This is a genomic window from Glutamicibacter sp. MOO4 (assembly GCF_056934395.1).
The window spans coordinates 2637629-2655218 of the sequence record NZ_CM167800.1; the positions used below are offsets into that span (position 1 = coordinate 2637629).

The 17590-nt window shown below is 56.5% G+C and carries 15 protein-coding genes; 5 read left to right on the forward strand and 10 right to left on the reverse strand.

What is annotated here, in order from left to right; translation table 11 throughout:
- Positions 1–29: 29 nt before the first annotated feature.
- Positions 30–1022 carry a 2-dehydro-3-deoxygalactonokinase gene (locus AC1Z3F_RS12340; protein ID WP_483565873.1) on the reverse strand — a complete coding sequence of 331 codons (993 nt, stop codon included), beginning with the start codon at positions 1020–1022 and terminating at the stop codon, positions 30–32.
- A 150-nt stretch (positions 1023–1172) separates the two neighbouring features.
- Between AC1Z3F_RS12340 and AC1Z3F_RS12345 the strand changes: the two genes are divergently transcribed.
- Positions 1173–1970 carry an IclR family transcriptional regulator gene (locus AC1Z3F_RS12345; protein WP_262199170.1) on the forward strand — a complete coding sequence of 266 codons (798 nt, stop codon included), beginning with the start codon at positions 1173–1175 and terminating at the stop codon, positions 1968–1970.
- 13 nt (positions 1971–1983) lie between these two features.
- On the opposite strand, the gene AC1Z3F_RS12350 is transcribed toward AC1Z3F_RS12345, so the two are convergent.
- From AC1Z3F_RS12350 to AC1Z3F_RS12360, 3 genes are all read right to left on the reverse strand, one after another.
- Entirely contained in the window at positions 1984–2667 is a 684-nt protein-coding gene (locus AC1Z3F_RS12350) for a response regulator (protein WP_483565874.1), read from the reverse strand.
- Entirely contained in the window at positions 2664–4547 is a 1884-nt protein-coding gene (locus tag AC1Z3F_RS12355) for an ATP-binding protein (protein WP_483565875.1), read from the reverse strand. Before AC1Z3F_RS12355 ends, AC1Z3F_RS12350 begins: the two co-directional genes overlap by 4 nt.
- A gap of 79 nt (positions 4548–4626) precedes the next feature.
- Positions 4627–6075, reverse strand: coding sequence for a TrkH family potassium uptake protein (locus tag AC1Z3F_RS12360; RefSeq protein WP_483565876.1), 1449 nt, complete (start codon positions 6073–6075; stop codon positions 4627–4629).
- Between the two features lie 565 nt (positions 6076–6640).
- On the opposite strand from AC1Z3F_RS12360, the gene AC1Z3F_RS12365 reads away from it, so the two are divergent.
- Positions 6641–8452, forward strand: a complete 1812-nt coding sequence (locus AC1Z3F_RS12365) for an APC family permease (RefSeq protein WP_483566963.1) — start codon at positions 6641–6643, stop codon at positions 8450–8452.
- A gap of 48 nt (positions 8453–8500) precedes the next feature.
- Here AC1Z3F_RS12365 and AC1Z3F_RS12370 read toward each other — a convergent pair whose 3' ends face one another.
- The 5 genes from AC1Z3F_RS12370 to AC1Z3F_RS12390 form a co-directional block, all read right to left on the reverse strand.
- Positions 8501–9886, reverse strand: coding sequence for an alanine racemase (locus tag AC1Z3F_RS12370; RefSeq protein ID WP_483565877.1), 1386 nt, complete (start codon positions 9884–9886; stop codon positions 8501–8503).
- A gap of 29 nt (positions 9887–9915) precedes the next feature.
- Positions 9916–11511 (reverse strand): FAD/NAD(P)-binding protein, encoded by a 1596-nt coding sequence (locus AC1Z3F_RS12375; RefSeq protein WP_483565878.1) that lies wholly within the window; start codon positions 11509–11511, stop codon positions 9916–9918.
- Positions 11508–12500: a pyridoxal-phosphate dependent enzyme gene (locus AC1Z3F_RS12380; protein WP_483566964.1), complete on the reverse strand. Its 993-nt coding sequence runs from the start codon at positions 12498–12500 to the stop codon at positions 11508–11510. The genes AC1Z3F_RS12375 and AC1Z3F_RS12380 overlap by 4 nt, the downstream gene beginning before the upstream one ends.
- A gap of 170 nt (positions 12501–12670) precedes the next feature.
- Positions 12671–14053 carry a purine-cytosine permease family protein gene (locus AC1Z3F_RS12385; protein ID WP_483565879.1) on the reverse strand — a complete coding sequence of 461 codons (1383 nt, stop codon included), beginning with the start codon at positions 14051–14053 and terminating at the stop codon, positions 12671–12673.
- Positions 14050–14499, reverse strand: a complete 450-nt coding sequence (locus AC1Z3F_RS12390) for a YybH family protein (protein WP_483565880.1) — start codon at positions 14497–14499, stop codon at positions 14050–14052. Before AC1Z3F_RS12390 ends, AC1Z3F_RS12385 begins: the two co-directional genes overlap by 4 nt.
- Before the next feature lie 215 nt (positions 14500–14714).
- Here AC1Z3F_RS12390 and AC1Z3F_RS12395 point away from each other — a divergent pair, with 215 nt between their 5' ends.
- From AC1Z3F_RS12395 to AC1Z3F_RS12405, 3 genes are read left to right on the forward strand one after another with little or no spacing between them, the layout of a single operon-like run.
- On the forward strand, positions 14715–15323 hold the full coding sequence (locus AC1Z3F_RS12395; RefSeq protein WP_131089391.1) for a helix-turn-helix domain-containing protein: 609 nt from the start codon (positions 14715–14717) through the stop codon (positions 15321–15323).
- Positions 15313–16032: a B3/B4 domain-containing protein gene (locus AC1Z3F_RS12400; RefSeq protein WP_483565881.1), complete on the forward strand. Its 720-nt coding sequence runs from the start codon at positions 15313–15315 to the stop codon at positions 16030–16032. The genes AC1Z3F_RS12395 and AC1Z3F_RS12400 overlap by 11 nt, the downstream gene beginning before the upstream one ends.
- Positions 16029–16928 carry an EamA family transporter gene (locus AC1Z3F_RS12405; RefSeq protein ID WP_444614397.1) on the forward strand — a complete coding sequence of 300 codons (900 nt, stop codon included), beginning with the start codon at positions 16029–16031 and terminating at the stop codon, positions 16926–16928. Before AC1Z3F_RS12400 ends, AC1Z3F_RS12405 begins: the two co-directional genes overlap by 4 nt.
- Before the next feature lie 228 nt (positions 16929–17156).
- On the opposite strand, the gene AC1Z3F_RS12410 is transcribed toward AC1Z3F_RS12405, so the two are convergent.
- Positions 17157–17384, reverse strand: coding sequence for a hypothetical protein (locus AC1Z3F_RS12410; protein WP_483565882.1), 228 nt, complete (start codon positions 17382–17384; stop codon positions 17157–17159).
- Between the last annotated feature and the right edge of the window lie 206 nt (positions 17385–17590).

Genomic DNA, 17590 nt, shown 5'->3' on the forward strand with positions numbered 1-17590 from the left:
CTATAAGAGTTGTTGGCAAGAAAAATGACTTAGACCGATGTGGTCTGGAACAGGCCGAGTGCACTGGCCACGGCCCAGACTCCACGAGGCGCGGTGCCCTGAAGTGCGCGGACTTCGGTGACACCAAAGACCTTGAGCGCCCGTGTGTATCTGGCGCTAAGTTCTTCGTTGCCGCAGATGGTCAGCGCTGGAAGTGCTGAGTCTTGCCAGACACCAAGGACCGAACGAATCTCGGCACCAATCATCAATCCAGACAGATAGTCACTGACTTCGGTTTGTTCCAGGCGTCCGGTGAGTACCAAGGTGCGCGCCGAAAACGACGTCAGCATCAGGTCTGCATCCCCATTAGAAGACTTGGAGATGTTCACCCCACGTTCAAAGGCATCCCAGCTCACCGAGTCTGTTGGCTGGATTAGTTTGGACAAGATGGACTGGGTGCTGAGCAATCCAAAGGTCTCCCCCGTCATAGAGGTAGAGAATCCGGTGATTGTCCGCCCTTGAACTGTGGCCCACTTTGAGTGGGTGCCGGGGAGCAAAAAGAGCTGTACCGCCGCATCATTTGCAGCTGCGTCACCAAGCTCGATTGCGCCGAGAATCTGAGTCTCTTCTCCACGCATGACATCGGGAAGTTCTTTGAGGTCAAGGACGCCGGGAATGATGTACATTCGTCGGTTCTCGGAAATCTGGACCGAGGCTAGTTCAAAGGTGGGGTCTGCCAAATCGGCGGGCACCTGACGGTAGGTTGCTTCAACCCAGCCCTGTTGGCTGCCAATCATTCCGCAAGCAATCACGGGGATCTGAGGATAGTCTTCCAGCCAGTTATCGCATAGTTCGGCCAGGGCCTGCTCGAATGCTTTATTCAGTGTCAGGGACTGTTCTTTGGCTCGTGTCGCGACCTGCATGATTCCTAGAGCTGCACTTCGTTCGGCCACAATGCTCGCGTCGTTGCCCATGAGGTAGGCACGTGCGGAGGTGGTTCCCCAGTCAAGGGCAATCAGCTGGGCTTCGGCGATGTTTGTCATAACTCCTGTTTCATCTCGTGCACTGCACGAGCTCACTTGAATGTGGTCCCATTCACATGTGAATATTCTCTGAGTCATCCCAATACTTCAAAGAGCGTTGCATATAGTGGGATACAGGATCTTGTTGATTATCAAACCAAGGGGACGTCAATGGCACTCGAAGCTGAACTCAAAGACGAAAATTCAGTTGACTCTCCGCCCGCCGGCACCCTCACACTTGCACGCGGACTAGACATTTTGCGTGCTGTTGGGCGCGGTGCAACTAACCTCAATGAAGTTTCAGCTGAAGCGAACATTGGCAAAAGCGCCGCCCAGCGCATGGTGAAGCTCTTGGTGCAGCGTGGATTCCTGCGCAGCACCCATGGCACTGATTTCAGTTTGGGCCCAGCGCTCATTGAGCTTGGTTTCCATGCGCTCTACCAAAGCCCGGTTCCAGTCATTGCCAAACCAATCCTTGAAGAGTTGGCCCGCAAATATCAGGACACCGTGCACCTAGCAGTGGAAGACGAAGCGCAGGTGCTCTATGTAGACAAAGTTCCCGGAACTCGTGGCGCACAGATGCGCTCTCGGGTAGGTCAACGAATGCCACTAAGCCGCACCGGCATTGGCAAGGCCTTGCTATTAGACACCCCTGACAGATGGGAATCAACCTTCGATTCAGAGTCGCCCATCGAGCAAGCACCGCACCAAACTAAGGCAGCCTTCCTCAAGCGCATGAAGTCCTACGCCAAAGAAGGTATCGCCTTGGATCTGGAAGACAATGAACCTGGAATCCGTTGCGTGGCTGCGCCAATTCGTGATGGCAGTGGAAAAATCATTGCCGCCATCAGCATGTCGGCCACCAATCCATATATGCCGGATGAACGCATGAAGGCACTGAAGACGGTCATGGGAACTACCGCAGCGCAAATTTCGCGCAAGCTGGGATATTCGGGCAAGACCTTCTAATCGTGCTCGTCGCTCACGGCGTAAAACGGTACCCCATCCCTAGCTCGGTCAGGAAGTACCGAGGGTTAGACGGCTCAGGTTCCAGTTTGGTGCGCAGCTGCGACATGTATACCCGCAGATAGTTCGCTTCTTCGCCGTATTCTGGACCCCAGACCGTGGTGAGCAGCTCGCTACCGCCGATCAACCGATGCGGGTTGCTGGCCAGCACTTCCAGCACTCGCCATTCCAAACGGGTCAATCGCACTGCCTCGCCATGAACGCTCACCGAGTGGCTGGATAGATCAATGCGTAGCCGACCGTCCGAGGTTTCCACCACGGCTTGGCCCGGGTTCGGAAGTGCACGGCGCAGTGCTGCACGCAATCGTGCCAACAGCTCATCCATGGCAAAGGGCTTGGTAATAAAGTCATCCGCTCCCCGGTCCAGGGCATCTACCTTGCTGTGGGACTCATGCCGGGCGGAGACGACAATAATTGGCACACTTGACCAGCCACGGATTCCGTCAATAACATCCCCGCCTTCAAGATCGGGTAACCCCAGATCCAGCAGGATCACGTCCGGGTGCGCGTCCGCAGCCAACTGCAGGCACTGAAGTCCGGTGGCCGCATGCAGCGCACGGTAGCCTCGGGCCTTGAGGTTCACCAGCAGGGCACGAGCGATCTGCGGATCATCCTCCACGATCAATACAGTGGTGGTCATGTTCTGTCCTCGAATATCGGCAGGATGAAGACCATCGTGGCTCCCCCGCCCTGAGTATCTTGCGCTTGGACGTCTCCGTCCATGCCCGCGGCCAGACCTCGGGCTACGGCCAATCCCAGCCCCAGCCCGGTGGTGTTATCCCTATCGCCATGCCGCTGGAAGGGGCGGAAGATCCGGTCTTTTTCTTCCTGCGGCACCCCTGCCCCATGGTCGATGACCTGAATACGCACGTCGGTGGAGCTGGGGACCGCGCGCAGCTGCAACGGGCTCTCCCCGCCATAGCGCACCGCATTTTCCAGCAGGTTGGCCAACACTCGCACGGCCAGTCCGTAGTCTGCACTGACCGGTGGGCAGTCTGGGGGAATTTGCACCTGTAGGTGCGCCGGACGAATCTGCCCGGCCAGATCGCGCACGGCCGAAGCCACCAGATCCTCAACTTGGATCCGGCTACGGTGCACCACCAGCTCGCCGGCCTGGATCCGGCTCATGCTTAGCAGATCCTCGATTCGTTCGCTGAGCTGGTCGGCCGACTCCTCGATGGTGGCCAACAGGTCCGAGGTGTCTTCCTCACTCAGCACCACATCCTGCATCCGCAGGCTGGAGGCCGAAGCCTTGATGCCCGACAGCGGTGTGCGCAAGTCATGGGAGACCGCGGCGAGCAATGCGGTGCGCATGGCATTACCGGCGGCCAGTTCCCGGGACTGCAAACGCGCCTCGGCGAGCGCTCGATGTTGCAGCACTGCGGCTATGCGCCCAGCAAAGGCCTCAAAGATTCCCTGATCCGAGGCTTCACGCGGAATGCCATCGATCAACAGCAGATGTTCTGCATCTACCGTGATGGCGTAGTCGCTGGTCTCTGCCTTCGCAGGCGCTACTCCAGCCGATGCTACGGTGACCGGAGTCGGCGAGGACTCACTACCCCGCCGAACCAGTGCGGCCCCGCGCAGCTGGTAGGAGCGGCAGAGCCATTCGAGCAGTGCAGGTACGCGCAGTCCTTCGCGGATCACCCCGCCGGATAATTCAAAGAGCGTGTCCGCCTGGTGCCGGGCTTGGCCGGCCTCGGCGGTGCGCCGTGCTTCGATGTCCACCACCCGTGCCACGCCGGCCGCGACCAGCAAGAAAAGACTCAGAGCCACGACATTGAATGGCTCATGGATATGCAATTGCCCCGTCGGTGGGGTGAAGAACCAGTTCAGGATGGCGGTGCCCAGTAAGGCCGTTGCCAGCGCTGGCCACCAGCCTCCCAACAGGGCTACAAAGACCACCAGTGTGAGCTGGCTAAGGAAGATCAAGGTCAGCAGTTCGCTTTCACTGCCGCCCAGTAGAAAACCGCTGGCTAGCAAGGGTGGTCCGCAAGCGGCTAAGAGCCAGCCCAGCAGTCGCCGGGTGCCGTTAAGCCGTTGGCGTTTCTGGAAAACATCACGCATGGCCCTTCCTTCGCTACCTGGAAGTGCGGGACTGGGAATGATCATGATGCTGGGATCAGCCGGTGCGGTGGCCTGCTGCGCAAGCCTCAGGGACAGCTGATCGCGCATCCGCCGGCGTCCAGAGCCTGGGAGCTGGGCTCCGATGACCAGGTGTGTGGCTTGTGTGCTTCGGGCGAATCCCAGTAGCGCTTCGCTGATGTCTTGGCCCAGCACCATATGCCAGGTGGCCCCGGCGCTTTCCGCGACCGTGCGCAATCTGGCAAGCTCGGCTTCTTGGCCTGCTTGATTTGCACCTATGCCGCGTTGTGGAACATGGACCGCCATCACCTCGGCCCCCGGCATCTGCACGGCCTCGTGCAGTGCTCGGCGCAACAGGGACTCGGACCCGACACGGCCCGACAGCGCTACGATCAGAAGCGGGTGGACCTGTGGCCCGGTGTTCGACACGTCCATGATGCTCCTTGGCGTTCGGGATCCTAGCCAGTACCCAGTGATCGTACCGGAATACGGTAGCTCAGACACGGTGCCCCACTCAGCCTATGACCGGCTGCTCTTCTGGCAACCTAAACAGCAACCGTCGGTGGCTCAGGGCCAGCGCGGCGGCAGCCGAAACGATCCCCACACGGCCGATGAACATCAGACTGATAATCACCAGTTGGGCGCCGGTGGACAGATCGGCAGTAATTCCCATACTTACTCCGACAGTAGCGAACGCCGAGATGCATTCAAACAAGACTTCTTCCAACGAATGCTCGGTGAGCACCAGCAGTAACAGCGAACCGACCACCACCGCGCCAACGCCCAATAGGGCTACAGACAGCGCTTGGCGCTGAATCACTGTTCCAATAGCACGACGTCCCACGGTGATCTGCTCATGGCCGCGCGCCTCACTCCACACTGCGAAGGCGAGCACCAGAAAGGTGCCGATCTTAATGCCACCGGCGGTGCTTGCGCTTCCTCCACCAATGAACATTAGGACCTCTGTAACCAGCAAGGACTCAGACGAAGCCTGCCCATAGTCAATATTGTTAAATCCTGCGGTACGTGGAAAGACGCTCAATCCCATCACGCCCAGTGCTTTACCTCCTGGGGAAAGGTTCCCCAAGGTCTCGGGCCGGTTCCATTCGAACAGACCCAGAAGCAGTGCACCTACTGTCAACAGTCCGACGCTGCCCCAGAGGGTCAGTGTGGTGTGTACGGACCAGCTCTTCTTTGAGCCATTGCCCCGGAGCAAATCGTAGATCACCGGAAATCCCAATCCGCCCAGAACCACCGCGACGCACAGCGGGACCATAATCCACGGGTCACCTGCGTGGCTGATCAGGCTATCGCTGTAGAGGGCGAATCCAGCATTATTAAAAGCAGAAACCGAGTGGAAGACACCGCCCCAGATGGCGCCAGCCGGATCTGAGGGATTGACCACCCAGAACCGCACCGTCAGCACCAGGGCTATCGCTGATTCGATGGCGAAGGTAGTTTTGGCGACAAAAACGAGTATCCGGCGCACATCGCCTAGGTTTATTGCTTGGGTCTCCGAAGCGGCCACCAGTTGTGTGCGCAATCCCAGTTGTTTGCGCACTAACAACGCCAGAAGTGAACTCAAGGTCATGATCCCGAAACCGCCCACCTGGATCAGCAGCAGGATAAAACCTTGACCTATCTCAGTCCAGTAGGTAGCAGTATCTACCGTAACCAAGCCGGTGACGCAGACAGCGGATACTGCAGTGAACAAGGCTGGCATGAAGCCGCCAACCTCTGGGTCAACTCGCGAGATGGGCAAAAGCAGCATGAGCGTTCCAAACGCAATTGCGGCTAAAAATCCTAGAGGAACCAGGCGGACAGGATTATTCAGCAATGCTTTGCGAACTGGTCCGGTCAGAGCACTGATGACCTGCGCTGCGTCGTGGGAACGCTGGACCCTCATGAACACGATGCTGTCCACCTTTGTGCACTCTGCGAAGTTTTGGTCATACCAATGCATGACGCTGATACATTCCCATTGCACCTCCCCAAGGCCCCGCCAAGACCGGCTCTTAACGCCGTCTTAATGCGCCTTGGAGGAATCTTGATAATGGCTTCACATCACGGCCATTCCTGTGCTCAACGACACAATTTCTTTCGTTTGAATGCTCCCACTGCCAAAGAAAAGAGACTCTCGATGCCGAGATCTCAAATCTCGCCATCAACCAATCGTATGGATTTTAAAGGTATAGATCAAAGGGATTTCCCTCTGGACAGTTCCGGGTCGGCTTGCGCACCAATAGAGTATTTCTGACGCCTCATAAACGTTCACCCTAACTTGCGCACAATCACTATTTCCTGCGTTGACTGGGCTTTTAAAAATATTCCTCCCAAAGGGGCGCTTACTTGCCAATTGAGGCGTACTGTACATTTTCGTGAACAAAACAAATGCGCAGATCCAAGGGTCGAATCAGGCACCAGCAGCCAAGGTGCCATCTCGATTGCGCCTGTGGCTGACCGACAGTTCAGTCGGCCAGGAAGACACCAGCAACGAGGGCAAGCATGGTGCCAAATGGTGGCAGGTAATGTGCCTTTCAGGTCTGGATTACTTCTCTACGCTCGGCTACCAGCCAGCTATTGCCGCGCTTGCTGCCGGCGCACTCGCACCCTTTGCAACATTGATACTTGTTGCCGTCACCTTGGGCGCCGCTCTGCCGGTATACCGCCGCGTTGCCCAAGAGTCCCCCCACGGCCAAGGTTCCATTGCCATGCTCGAAAGGCTCATGCCGCATTGGAAGGGCAAAGTATTTGTCCTCATCCTCTTAGGATTCGCAGCCACCGACTTTATGATCACCGCAACCCTGTCGGCCGCGGACGCTTCAGCACACCTCATTGAGAACCCGTTCACCCCAGACTGGTTCACCGGCAAGGAAGTGCCGATCACCCTAGTTCTACTGATCTTGCTCGGTGCGCTGTTTTTGCGTGGCTTCTCCGAGGTCATCTGGATTGCCGTAACTCTCGTGTTCTCATTCTTGGCACTGAACTTGGTCATCATCATCGTTTCGGCCGCCAACATCATTGGACACCCGGTCACGGTCAGCAACTGGGTGGACTCACTGTTCACCGCGCACGGGGATCCGATCATGATGTTGCTGGTCTGCCTGCTGGTGTTCCCCAAGCTAGCTTTGGGCCTGTCCGGCTTTGAAACCGGCGTTGCTGTCATGCCCCAAATCTCCAAGGCTCCAGGTGATACCGAAGCGAACCCTGCTGGACGCATCAAGGGCGCAAAAAAGCTCTTGACCACAGCAGCGCTGATCATGAGCGGCTTCTTGGTCCTGTCATCTATCGTGACCACCATCTTGATCCCAGCTCAAGAATTCCAAGCCGGCGGTGAGGCCAATGGCCGTGCACTATCGTGGCTAGCTCACCACCTGATGGGTGACGCATTTGGAACGATCTATGACATTTCCACGATTCTCATTTTGTGGTTTGCTGGCGCTTCAGCGTTGGCTGGCATGCTGAACCTTATTCCGCGTTACCTACCTCGTTTTGGCATGGCTCCGGCGTGGGCCAGCGCAGTACGCCCCCTGGTTCTTGTTGTCGTCCTGGTAGCCATCGGCATCACCGTTCATTTTGATGCAAGTGTTGATGCGCAGGGAGCCGCCTATGCCACCGGTGTTCTGGTGCTGATGAGTTCCGCGGCCATTGCGGTAACCATCTCGGCACGAGGGCACGGTGAAAGAGCAAAAACAATCCTCTTTGGAACTGCCAGCCTGGTCTTCGTCTACACGACGATTGCCAACTGTGTTGAGCGCCCGGATGGTCTGAAGATTGCCGCCTTCTTCATTGCAGCGGTGCTCTTGGTCTCGATACTTTCTAGGTTCCGCCGTTCCACTGAACTTCGCGCCACCTCGGTCATGTTTGATGACTGCGCAGTGGACATCATAAAGAAGGCCAGCACCGCTGGGTTGCTCCGACTGATCGCCCATGAACCGGTGAAGATCTCCAAGCGGCGCTACCTGCACAAGCACCAGCACGCTATCCTTGCTAGCCATATCCCGCAACGTGCACCGGTGGTGTTCCTAGAAATCAAGGTCAGCGACTACTCGGACTTCGCCCAAGATATTGAAGTTCACGGTATCACCCGACACGGTCAATGGATTCTTGAAGCGACAGCCCCCTCAGTTTCTACCTCGATTGCGGCCATCTCCATGGCGATTCGAGATCAGTACGAGGTAATGCCACACATCTACTTCCGCTGGACCGAAGGCAATCCACTGTTGAACCTGGCCAAGTTCATTTTCCTTGGACAAGGTGAGATTGCCCCCTTGACCCGCGAAGTTTTGCGCGAAGCAGAGCCTAATCTGCAGCGCCGGCCCTGGGTGCACGTGGGCTAGTCCAAATCATCCGCTTCTGCGCACCATGCACCAGGTCGGTACCAGCCATCAATGGCCGGCGCCGACCTGGTCAATATCGTCAAGACTCGCGTTGGCACCATCCAATACAACATTTTTGGCTAGCGGCAATTGATGCGAAGCACTTTCGATAATGTGCATCAAGTATCCCCCGGTATTGGGGAAAGCCACTACATCGCCTTTGGCTACCCCTTGCGGGAATTCGAAGCGCCGGCGCAGGATGAGTTCTTCCTCGATGCAGTACGCACCTACGAGGAAGCCACTGTATGGGGAACGATCGTGCGCATGCCTTCCCGAAGCTTTGATGAGAATCGGGTCGACCAAGAAGTCCGCGGCAGTAGAACGGCACTGGGTGCGATTCATATGAAGTCCCACCAGGCTCACCCCGTCGTTGCGTTCCTTGGTAAACGCCACCTCGGACAGGGTCAGTCCACACCCATCAAGTAGCGAACGTCCCGGTTCGCAACGCAGCTGGATCCCCCGGGCATTGAGCATCTGGCCCACAGTCTGGGACCCATCAGCACCCCGAGCGATGAGAATCTTCTCCAGCCATGGGCCGCGAATCAGTTCTTGGTGATACGGATACAAAGCGGTGCTGGCCTGCGGCCCAGTGGCGCCCAGCCGGTCAGATTTCCAAGTTAATGTTTCATCACCCTCGGGTACTTCGGCGAGCGCTTCCCAGAACCCAGACCACTGCTGCGAATCATCAAGATAAGACATGGGAATACCGCCACCCATATCTACAAATTTCACCTTATGACCCAGCTGTGCCAGGGCGTCTGCAAATTCCAAGGACTCTTGCAAGACTAGTGCCCGCTGTTCGCCGCTGTAGCCGTTAAGGTGGAAGTGCACACCAACAATGCTGAAAACTTCGGGACTATGTATCTGGGCAAAGAAGTCCAGCCATTGCTGAGCGCTCAGCCCAAACCTGGTGGGCGCAATCGCCGGGTTGCTTGAGGCCAGACGCAAAGCCGCCGGCACCGGCGTTCCGTCACTCGTAGTCAATTCCAAGAGATCCATGACTTCATCGGTGTTGTCCAGACTCAGCACGACGTCATTCTCTACCGCCAACTTCAGCAGAGCTCTAGATTTCACCGCGGCGGTGACAATCAGCGACTCTGGGCTGACACCGCGTCTCAAGCATTGATCCAGCTCATTGAAGCTCGCCACATCTACACCGCATCCCTCGGCCACGGCTTTGTCGATGGCACCCAGGGTCTTGTTGGCCTTGCGTGCCAAATAGATTTGGAAATCAATGTCATGCACTGCCGCGGCATCCCGTAATTCAGCGACGTTCCGGGCCATGGATGAGTAATCATGAACGTTCAGTGGTGACCCGTAATCGGACAGCAATTCTTTGCATAGCTCCGGATCCTCAACCAGGCTCTCCATCCATGGTTCTAGTCGGGCAGTCATGGGCAAGGTTCCGTGCATCAGCGGTGGCATCAGTTGGCTACTTTCTGGCTTCGAGCGTTCACTTGCGCCATGATGCGCCGGGCCCAGCCCCGGTACTCCAGGTGCAAGGTTCGATTCAAGGTGTCATGGCCCAAGGTGGGGTCTTCGGTGGGGCGTCCTAGAGCACTCAAGGATTCGTTGCGTGAACCTTCGGCATTGATACAGGTCCCGTCGGCATCTGTGAGCAGCCCGCGCTCGCCGGTCCTGATCTTGACCTCGCCGGCAGAGAGTAACGAGCTGATCAATTCGTTGGCGGGTTCTCCGTCAGGGAAGGCAGCTGCGAGCACACCGGGAGGTGCGGTCACGGCATCGATGGTTAGGACGCCGTCGGTATGTTCCATGCCGGATGTTTGGTGCTGGAGCATTCCGGCGTCGTACAGGGCCAGCAGTTTCTGCGCCGTCGGTTCTGGCGGTCCGAAAGCCATGCGTTCAAGATTAGTGGCCGCCGCGTTGAACTTCTTCCGGTCCGCCGGGGGCCACTGGTATCTAGCCAGTGCGGTCACTAGTTCTGAATACAGGCCAGACCAAACGATGGCCCACACCCATTCATGGGTTTGCGGCTTCAGCCCACGGTGCGCATCAAGGGTATATCTCATTTGTTCAAAGGGACTGGCCAGAGTGGAGAACTGCTCTGATCTCCCGTTATCCACCGTTTGTTTTAGGGATTCTTCGTTCGCCGGAACTCCGGCGCTACCGGCGATGTCCATGGCGCAAGCTAAAAGGATCCGCCACATCTGCTCGGTGTGGTGTTCGCTAGTGTTGCTCCACTGGCGCAGTTGTAACCGGTAGTTATGAAGAATGTCCTGCGCTTGGGTTGGAAGGCCCATGGGTTTGGGTGTCATCGGGATACAGTGACGCGAGAGCATGGTCATGTGCCGTGGTTCTTTTCCGCTGGGCACATATCTCAAGCGGCCCGGTGTCCCGTCCTTCGAAGGTGCCCATTGCCCGCCACGTCCCTCGGTCAACGTCATGACCACGTCGTAAGCGGTCAGTGCTGCACCGCGGATCCGCACCGTGCTTCGGTCGGGAACCTTCTGCTGAGCATCGGCCGAGCGCTCTACCGTTAGTTCAGCCGCAGTTATGGTCGTTGCCGACTTCTGCTCGTGTTGGTAGCCAGCGAGTCCATGCCCAGTGGCGATGACTACCTCGTCATAGAGGTCGTACCAGGAGTCGCTGGTCACCAACCACTGTCCTGCTTGGCGTTCCACTTTGTGCACTGCTGATGCCCGATGTGTGACCGGCAGTTTCCCGTGCTGTACCAATCGTTGAAATTGCTCGCTGAGGTACTCCCCGACAAGAGCCCTCGGCGGAAAGACCTCATCGGTAGTTCCCTGCAATGCGTTATTTCTGAATTCGTTGAATCTCTGATCGCACAGACTGGATGACGCGTCGATAATGCGCGAGTTGACGTTCAATCTCAGTTCTCTGGGCTGCATGGTATTCCATACCCGTCCGGCTCCCGGCGGGTATGGGTCATAAACATCAACCTGAACTGTTTGGGCTTCGTTGTCGCTGAGCACATCGTTCAGTTCCAGCAAAGCAAACAAACATTTTGGTCCGCCTCCGATCATCGCTATGCGGATCATCGTTCAGCATCAACTTCTAACTCAGCTAAATTTGCAGACTGAGGCGACTCACCGAGAGTTTTTTGCACCCAATCGTCGTTGTAGACCGTGTGGAGATAGGGAACCCCCGAATCGTGCACGAGGAAAGCAACCCGTGATCCTTGGGGAATTTCTGGGAGCATTTTCCCCATGGCAGCGACGATTGCTCCGGTAGATGCTCCAGCAAGGATGCCTTCCCGCTTGGCCAGTAGTCGGCAGCCACGAACCATTTCGATCTCAGGTATACGTAAAACTTCGTCGGGCTGTACTTCTAGGGACAGCTCAGGGACGATTCCTGCACCCAGACCAGGCAGGCGCCGTTCGGCCGATTGGCCGCCAAAGAGCACCGAGCCCAGCGCATCCACCGCAATCAGTTTTGTTTTGAGCTGATGTTCTCGCACGTACTTTTGGCATCCGAGAATCGTGCCAGTGGTGCTGGTGGCGACAAAGAGCATATCTAGATCCCCACCCATCGCCTCCATGATTTCTGGCATGGTCGTGGAGTAATGAGCCTCGGGGTTGCGCGCAGACCCGTACTGGTTGGTGGTCACCGCACCAGGGTTTTCTGCCAACAGGGTAGCGACCCGTTTCCGGCGTGCGGCAAGTCTGTTGCCATCGGGTGGATCCACCACTAGGTCCACGGTTGCTCCATAGGCACGCATGATGTCTAGGGCTGATTTGTTGGCGTTTTCATCAACAACGGCAACAAATCTGATGTCTCGCACGATGCATTGCCGGGCCAGGGAAATCCCCAAGTTACCTGAAGTTGATTCCACCACCATTCCGCCAGGTTTCAGTTCACCTGTCTCTAGGAATGCTGTGATCAGGGATTCCGCGGTGCGTTCCTTGGTGCTACCAGAAAGTTGTAATGAGTCCAGTTTGGCGAATATTTCAATTTCGTTGGCATCGAAGAGACGCTCAAGTTTCACAATGGGTGAATTGAAGGGTGTTAAAGCACCGGTAACTTCCATAGTCACTACTCACATTCTTACGGCGGAGAACACTGCTGGCGGTCATTTCGATGTCAGTAGCTATGAGCTTGACTCGTCCCGTTTTTTAGCAAGTCTATGTGTAGAAGTGAAGTGGTGGCTACCGGTGCCAGAGATTCAGATATAAGCTCCAGACCTTGCTCTCTTGCCGGTCAGCTGGCGTTCTGAGATTCCTCACTTACTAGGTGCTCATGAGCTACAACTTGGCCTCGGTCTCGTTGTTTCCAGGACAGACCCAGATAGAGCAGGAAGCTGACGAAGAAGCACGGAAGGGTGGCGCCAATTGGGCTTGGGAAGAGGTAAGTCAGCAGGTAGGCGACAACCGCACCTGCCACCCATACGGCAACGGCAATCGGGTTCACTCCGTTGCGGTACCAGTAGGCTCCACCGGTGTGGCGCAGGATGTCACGCGTGTAGCGCGAACGCTTGAGCAGGTAGTAGTCCACAATCATGATGGCGAAGACTGGAACGAAAAATGCACCGATGAGCGTCAAGAAATCAGTGAACTGATCCAGTAACGCTAGCCAGGTGGCTCCGAGGATGGAAACTGTACCGACCACCAAAGCTGTAGCCAAGAACGGCAGTTTACGTTCGGGACGAGAGTTGACCACCGAGGTGATCATTCCGTAGACCGCCATCGTATTGGTGGCCATCACCGATAAGAAAATGGCAATAGCCAGTGGGGCGCCAAAGGCTTCAACAAGGATTGTTGGATCAAACTCTGTTGCTTGGTCACCGGAAAGGATGACGTACCCAATAGCGGTGGCGCCAAGGATCATTGCCAACACGGTGGAAAACGTATAGCCAATGCCTGAACCGACAATGCTGGCGCGAGTATTGCGCGCCATGCGGTTGATATCGGCCGATAGCACAGTCCATGAAATCGCCGTGGCAATCACGATATCCAGAACGATAAACGGTGTGTACCCCAGCGAGGTATCAACTGGGATCGCAGCAAACTCCGCAGGATTGTATTTGCCGAAGGCCATGGCAAAGACGTAGGCCATGATGGCCAAGATCAATACGGCAAGCCAGGGTTCAACTCTCGAGATTCCTTCGTGCCCAAACAGTGCCAGTATCACTACGAAGACTTGGCAAAGCACTGAGAATAGGACAGGATTGCTGAACCCGGTCGTGGAGGCAATTAGATAGTTGACGGTGACGCCCGCCAGCATGGCTTGCACCCAGCTCCATCCCATCAGCACGATGACATTGGCCGCCACGGGTAACAAGCTGCCTCGCGTGCCAAAAGCTCCGCGGGTGATGGCCATGGTCGGCAGCCCGGTGCGGGTGCCAATGTTTCCGATCAACACCAAGATGACGGCACCGATCAACGTTCCGGAAACGATCATCACCAGCGCCAGTGAGAAGTTCAGTCCGGGTACAAAGAAGGTTCCGGTCAGAAGTGTGGTTACCACGAGGTTTGCTGCTAGCCAGATCATGCCGATGCGGCCGGTGCCCAGCTGTCCGCGCATCGGGCCGGAGCTTTCGGCGCCGGCTTCTAGCTTCTGTTCAAATTTGCGGTAGAGATTCATGCGTTCTCACCGGTGGCTTCAGCTGGTGCTGTCTCCGGCACCGTTGAAAGGTGCTCGTGGATGGCTATCAGTGAGCCGTCTGTTTCGTGGCGGAAAACGATAGTTTCACGTTCTACATAGGAATCAGTGGTGTAGTTCTCTGGATCATTTCCAGTGCGGGTTTGTGTTGCCACGGTGTGGCTGAAGACTGCACCGCCAACGAAAACATGAACCAGTTGCTCAGTGGACTGGCATCCGGTGACCTGCCATCCATCACTGAGCCAGCTGTCCCAGAGTTTTTCGTAACTAGCGCGGTCATCTAAGCGGGATGCTTCGGGGTGAAAAATGAATGATGCTTCGGGCGCGAAGAGTGAGAAGTATTCTTCAGTGTTAGTCGTGCCAAATGCTTTCACGATTTTGGCGGCGGCGGCCAGAACGTCTTGTTCGGTAGGTGCAACTGTGTTCAACGGTTCTCCCAAGGATGAGGTCCGGATTCGGACGCTTCGAGGTGGGCATATGGCGTGAGATGGATTACCTATATGCATTTTTTGTTTACCCTAGGTGATCAATTGGTGTCGGTCAATGAATTTTGCGCATGTGACAGGCGTCCCATTACCCCGAAGTTACGGCCATTCCAGACACCGGTATGGAATTTGCACTTTCAGTGCAATATGATGCACTCATGGAGACCAGCGCGGAGCGGCTCGCTCAAACCATCGGCACGCGAGTAAAAAACGAACGCAAAAAACACGAATGGACGCTGGATCAGCTCGCTGAGCATGCCGGGGTCAGCCGCCGCATGCTCATCAACGTTGAGCAAGGGACAGCCAACCCCAGCGTCAGCATTTTACTCAAACTTTCTGATGCTTTAGGACTAGGACTGCCCGCCCTGGTCGAACCGCCGGAAGCACGCCACTCTAATGTGACGCGCGCAGGCGAAGGTGCCGTCTTGTGGAACGGTGAGAATGGCGGCCGAGGAATTCTGGTGGCCGGCACCCAAGCCCCTGAAGTCGTTGAGCTATGGGACTGGAATTTAGCCCCCGGCGAGCGCCACGAGAGCGAAGCCCATGTTGCAGGAACCCGCGAACTTCTACATCTGCTCAAAGGCTCTATCACCGTAGACGTTGATGGTGAAGCCCATGAGCTCAAAGCCGGTGATGCCATGTCCTTTGACGGGGACACCGCCCACTCTTACTCAAACATTCACAAGACCACCGCCATATTCAGCCTGTGCGTATTCGAACCAGGCGTGGGCCACACACATAAGACGGAGAACACCCATGACGAATAGACTGACCCCCACCGAATTCCTCCACGGCTGCTCCATTGACCCCTCGGCCATAGAACTACGCACCGACTACCGCGCACTACTGTTGGTGGTTGAAGGTATCGACCCACAGGCGAATTCTGAGATCGCTGATGAATTGATCAACAAGGCAGAAGCTCACGCCAATGAGTTATTGGTCTCCACCCCAGTGGATCAGCTACCGCAGATCAGCGCTTGGCGCGAAGCTTACCGCGGGTTTGGCGCCAAACCTCAACGCACCCGCAACAGCCTCGAAGCACTCACTCGTCGCGCAGGCGCAGGCTTACCGCGTGTGAATGCATTGACTGATATTTACAACGCCATTTCCGTACTGCATCAAATTCCGCTCGGTGGCGAAGACTTTGATCTCTACGACGGACCGGCCACGCTCACCCGTGCCACCGGTGACGAATCCTTTGATACGAGTGCTGGCGGCGAAGTGGTGCTAGAGAACCCTGAAGCAGGCGAAGTGATTTGGCGGGATAACACCGGGGTGACCTGTCGCCGCTGGAACTGGCGCCAAGGTAAGCGCACCGCGCTGTCCCAGGACACCACTATCGCTTTTTTCATCTTGGATTCTTTAGCCCCCATGACCGATGAAGAGCTGGAGGCAAGCGGCGAAGCCTTGAGCCAAGCCCTAGAGTCTTTGGGCACCGCAGTACGAGTTTCCAAGCGGATGGTAGGTGCCCAGTGAACCCTCGCTCCACACTCAATGGCCTGCCGCCGTGGACCTTGGCGGTTACCGCGATGCTGGCAGTCCAGCTATCCAACGCCACGTCCGTCTTTGTCATCGGGCAGGTTGGCGCTGGCGGTACGGCATGGCTTCGCATGTGCTTTGGCGTTGTTTTCCTCTGGATCATAGCGCGCCCAAATTTCCGCTCTATTCGCAAGCAAGACATTCCAGCGTTGATCGCACTAGGTGTGGTCACCGGTTTCATGACCGCGTTGTTCCTCGAAGCCGTTGACCGCATACCCCTGGGCACTGCCGTATCCATCGAGTTCCTCGGTCCGCTCACCGTTGCGGGAATCATGAGCAAAAACCGCAAGGCGTTGATGTGGCCAATATTGGCTGTCCTAGGCGTTGTACTGCTCACCGAACCGTGGCACGGGAAAATTGACGCAGTAGGTGTGATGTTCGCACTGGGCGCCGGAACCTGTTGGGGCTTATACAACATACTGACTCAACACGTTGGTGATCGCTTCTCGGGAATCAGCGGCTTGTCATTGACCATCCCCGTGGCTGCCTTCGCAACGATGCCGGTGGGCCTGCCACAAGTTATCAGCCACGATTTTGCGTGGTGGACTCTGCCCGCTGCAGCGGGCATTGCCCTCATCACCCCGGTCATCGCCTTTGGTTTGGAGATGTTGGCCCTCAAGCGGATGACGCACACCGCTTTTGGCACATTGCTTTCCATCGAACCGGCCTTTGGCATTCTTATCGGCTTGCTCGTTTTGGCCCAGACCCCAACCTGGTTCCAAGTCTTTGGCATCATTATCGTGATCGCGGCCGGAGCCGGGGCACAGCGCGGAGGGCGCCGCACGAGCGATGACTTACCTCTGTCAGATCTGCCGCTGGAAACTCAAAAATAGTTTGTTGGCTACTGCTCAATTTCGCGTAAAGATATCGCCCAAGATCTTCTTGATCTTGGGCGATATCTTTAGTCCAACTAGCGGATCCTGAACTCGGAGAACGACTGGGGACTCTCCGGGAGGTCAGAGCTGATCGAACGTTTTCTGTTCGTTTGCAACATAGTCACGGATAGCACTGCCGGCAACACTCGCCGAAGCCATCGCGCTAATACGTCCAGCACCGCCGAATTATTGGCCGGCCGCCGGAAAACCCAGGGCTGTAGTGCCATCAACAACCAATGGAAGAATGCCGGCGCGCAGGCCCGAGCCCACTTCATTGAGCTCAGCAAAAACCGTACTGCATTCTTTGCAAACTTTACTGTGCTGCTTTAATGCCTTCTCCTCTTTGCTTTTATTAGAGCCAAGGATCAAAGGGAGAAAATGCTTGCGCGCATCAACGCCCCGCTGGGACAGCACGCACGGATCCTTCAGATGTGCTGCAAGATACGCCTAACGCTGACCGTCACGTGCGCGGATGGCGAGGGCTGAAACGGCAAAAGGCGTCACACCAAGAATCGGAGCAAACTCACGCTGCGGCAGGCGCCCCATCTTTCCATCACGCCCACCTCGCTGATAAAGCAAGAGGCTGGGGATACGGTGCGTCGATTTTGGGGTTCACCGGC

Excerpts from the sequence above, each read along its gene's own strand:
- AC1Z3F_RS12340 (WP_483565873.1), bottom strand. The coding sequence starts at position 1,022 with ATGACAAACATCGCCGAAGCCCAGCTGATTGCCCTTGACTGGGGAACC.
- AC1Z3F_RS12345 (WP_262199170.1), top strand. The coding sequence starts at position 1,173 with ATGGCACTCGAAGCTGAACTCAAAGACGAAAATTCAGTTGACTCTCCG.
- AC1Z3F_RS12350 (WP_483565874.1), bottom strand. The coding sequence starts at position 2,667 with ATGACCACCACTGTATTGATCGTGGAGGATGATCCGCAGATCGCTCGT.
- AC1Z3F_RS12355 (WP_483565875.1), bottom strand. The coding sequence starts at position 4,547 with ATGGACGTGTCGAACACCGGGCCACAGGTCCACCCGCTTCTGATCGTA.
- AC1Z3F_RS12360 (WP_483565876.1), bottom strand. The coding sequence starts at position 6,075 with ATGCATTGGTATGACCAAAACTTCGCAGAGTGCACAAAGGTGGACAGC.
- AC1Z3F_RS12365 (WP_483566963.1), top strand. The coding sequence starts at position 6,641 with ATGTGCCTTTCAGGTCTGGATTACTTCTCTACGCTCGGCTACCAGCCA.
- AC1Z3F_RS12370 (WP_483565877.1), bottom strand. The coding sequence starts at position 9,886 with ATGACTGCCCGACTAGAACCATGGATGGAGAGCCTGGTTGAGGATCCG.
- AC1Z3F_RS12375 (WP_483565878.1), bottom strand. The coding sequence starts at position 11,511 with ATGATCCGCATAGCGATGATCGGAGGCGGACCAAAATGTTTGTTTGCT.
- AC1Z3F_RS12380 (WP_483566964.1), bottom strand. The coding sequence starts at position 12,500 with ATGGAAGTTACCGGTGCTTTAACACCCTTCAATTCACCCATTGTGAAA.
- AC1Z3F_RS12385 (WP_483565879.1), bottom strand. The coding sequence starts at position 14,053 with ATGAATCTCTACCGCAAATTTGAACAGAAGCTAGAAGCCGGCGCCGAA.
- AC1Z3F_RS12395 (WP_131089391.1), top strand. The coding sequence starts at position 14,715 with ATGGAGACCAGCGCGGAGCGGCTCGCTCAAACCATCGGCACGCGAGTA.
- AC1Z3F_RS12400 (WP_483565881.1), top strand. The coding sequence starts at position 15,313 with ATGACGAATAGACTGACCCCCACCGAATTCCTCCACGGCTGCTCCATT.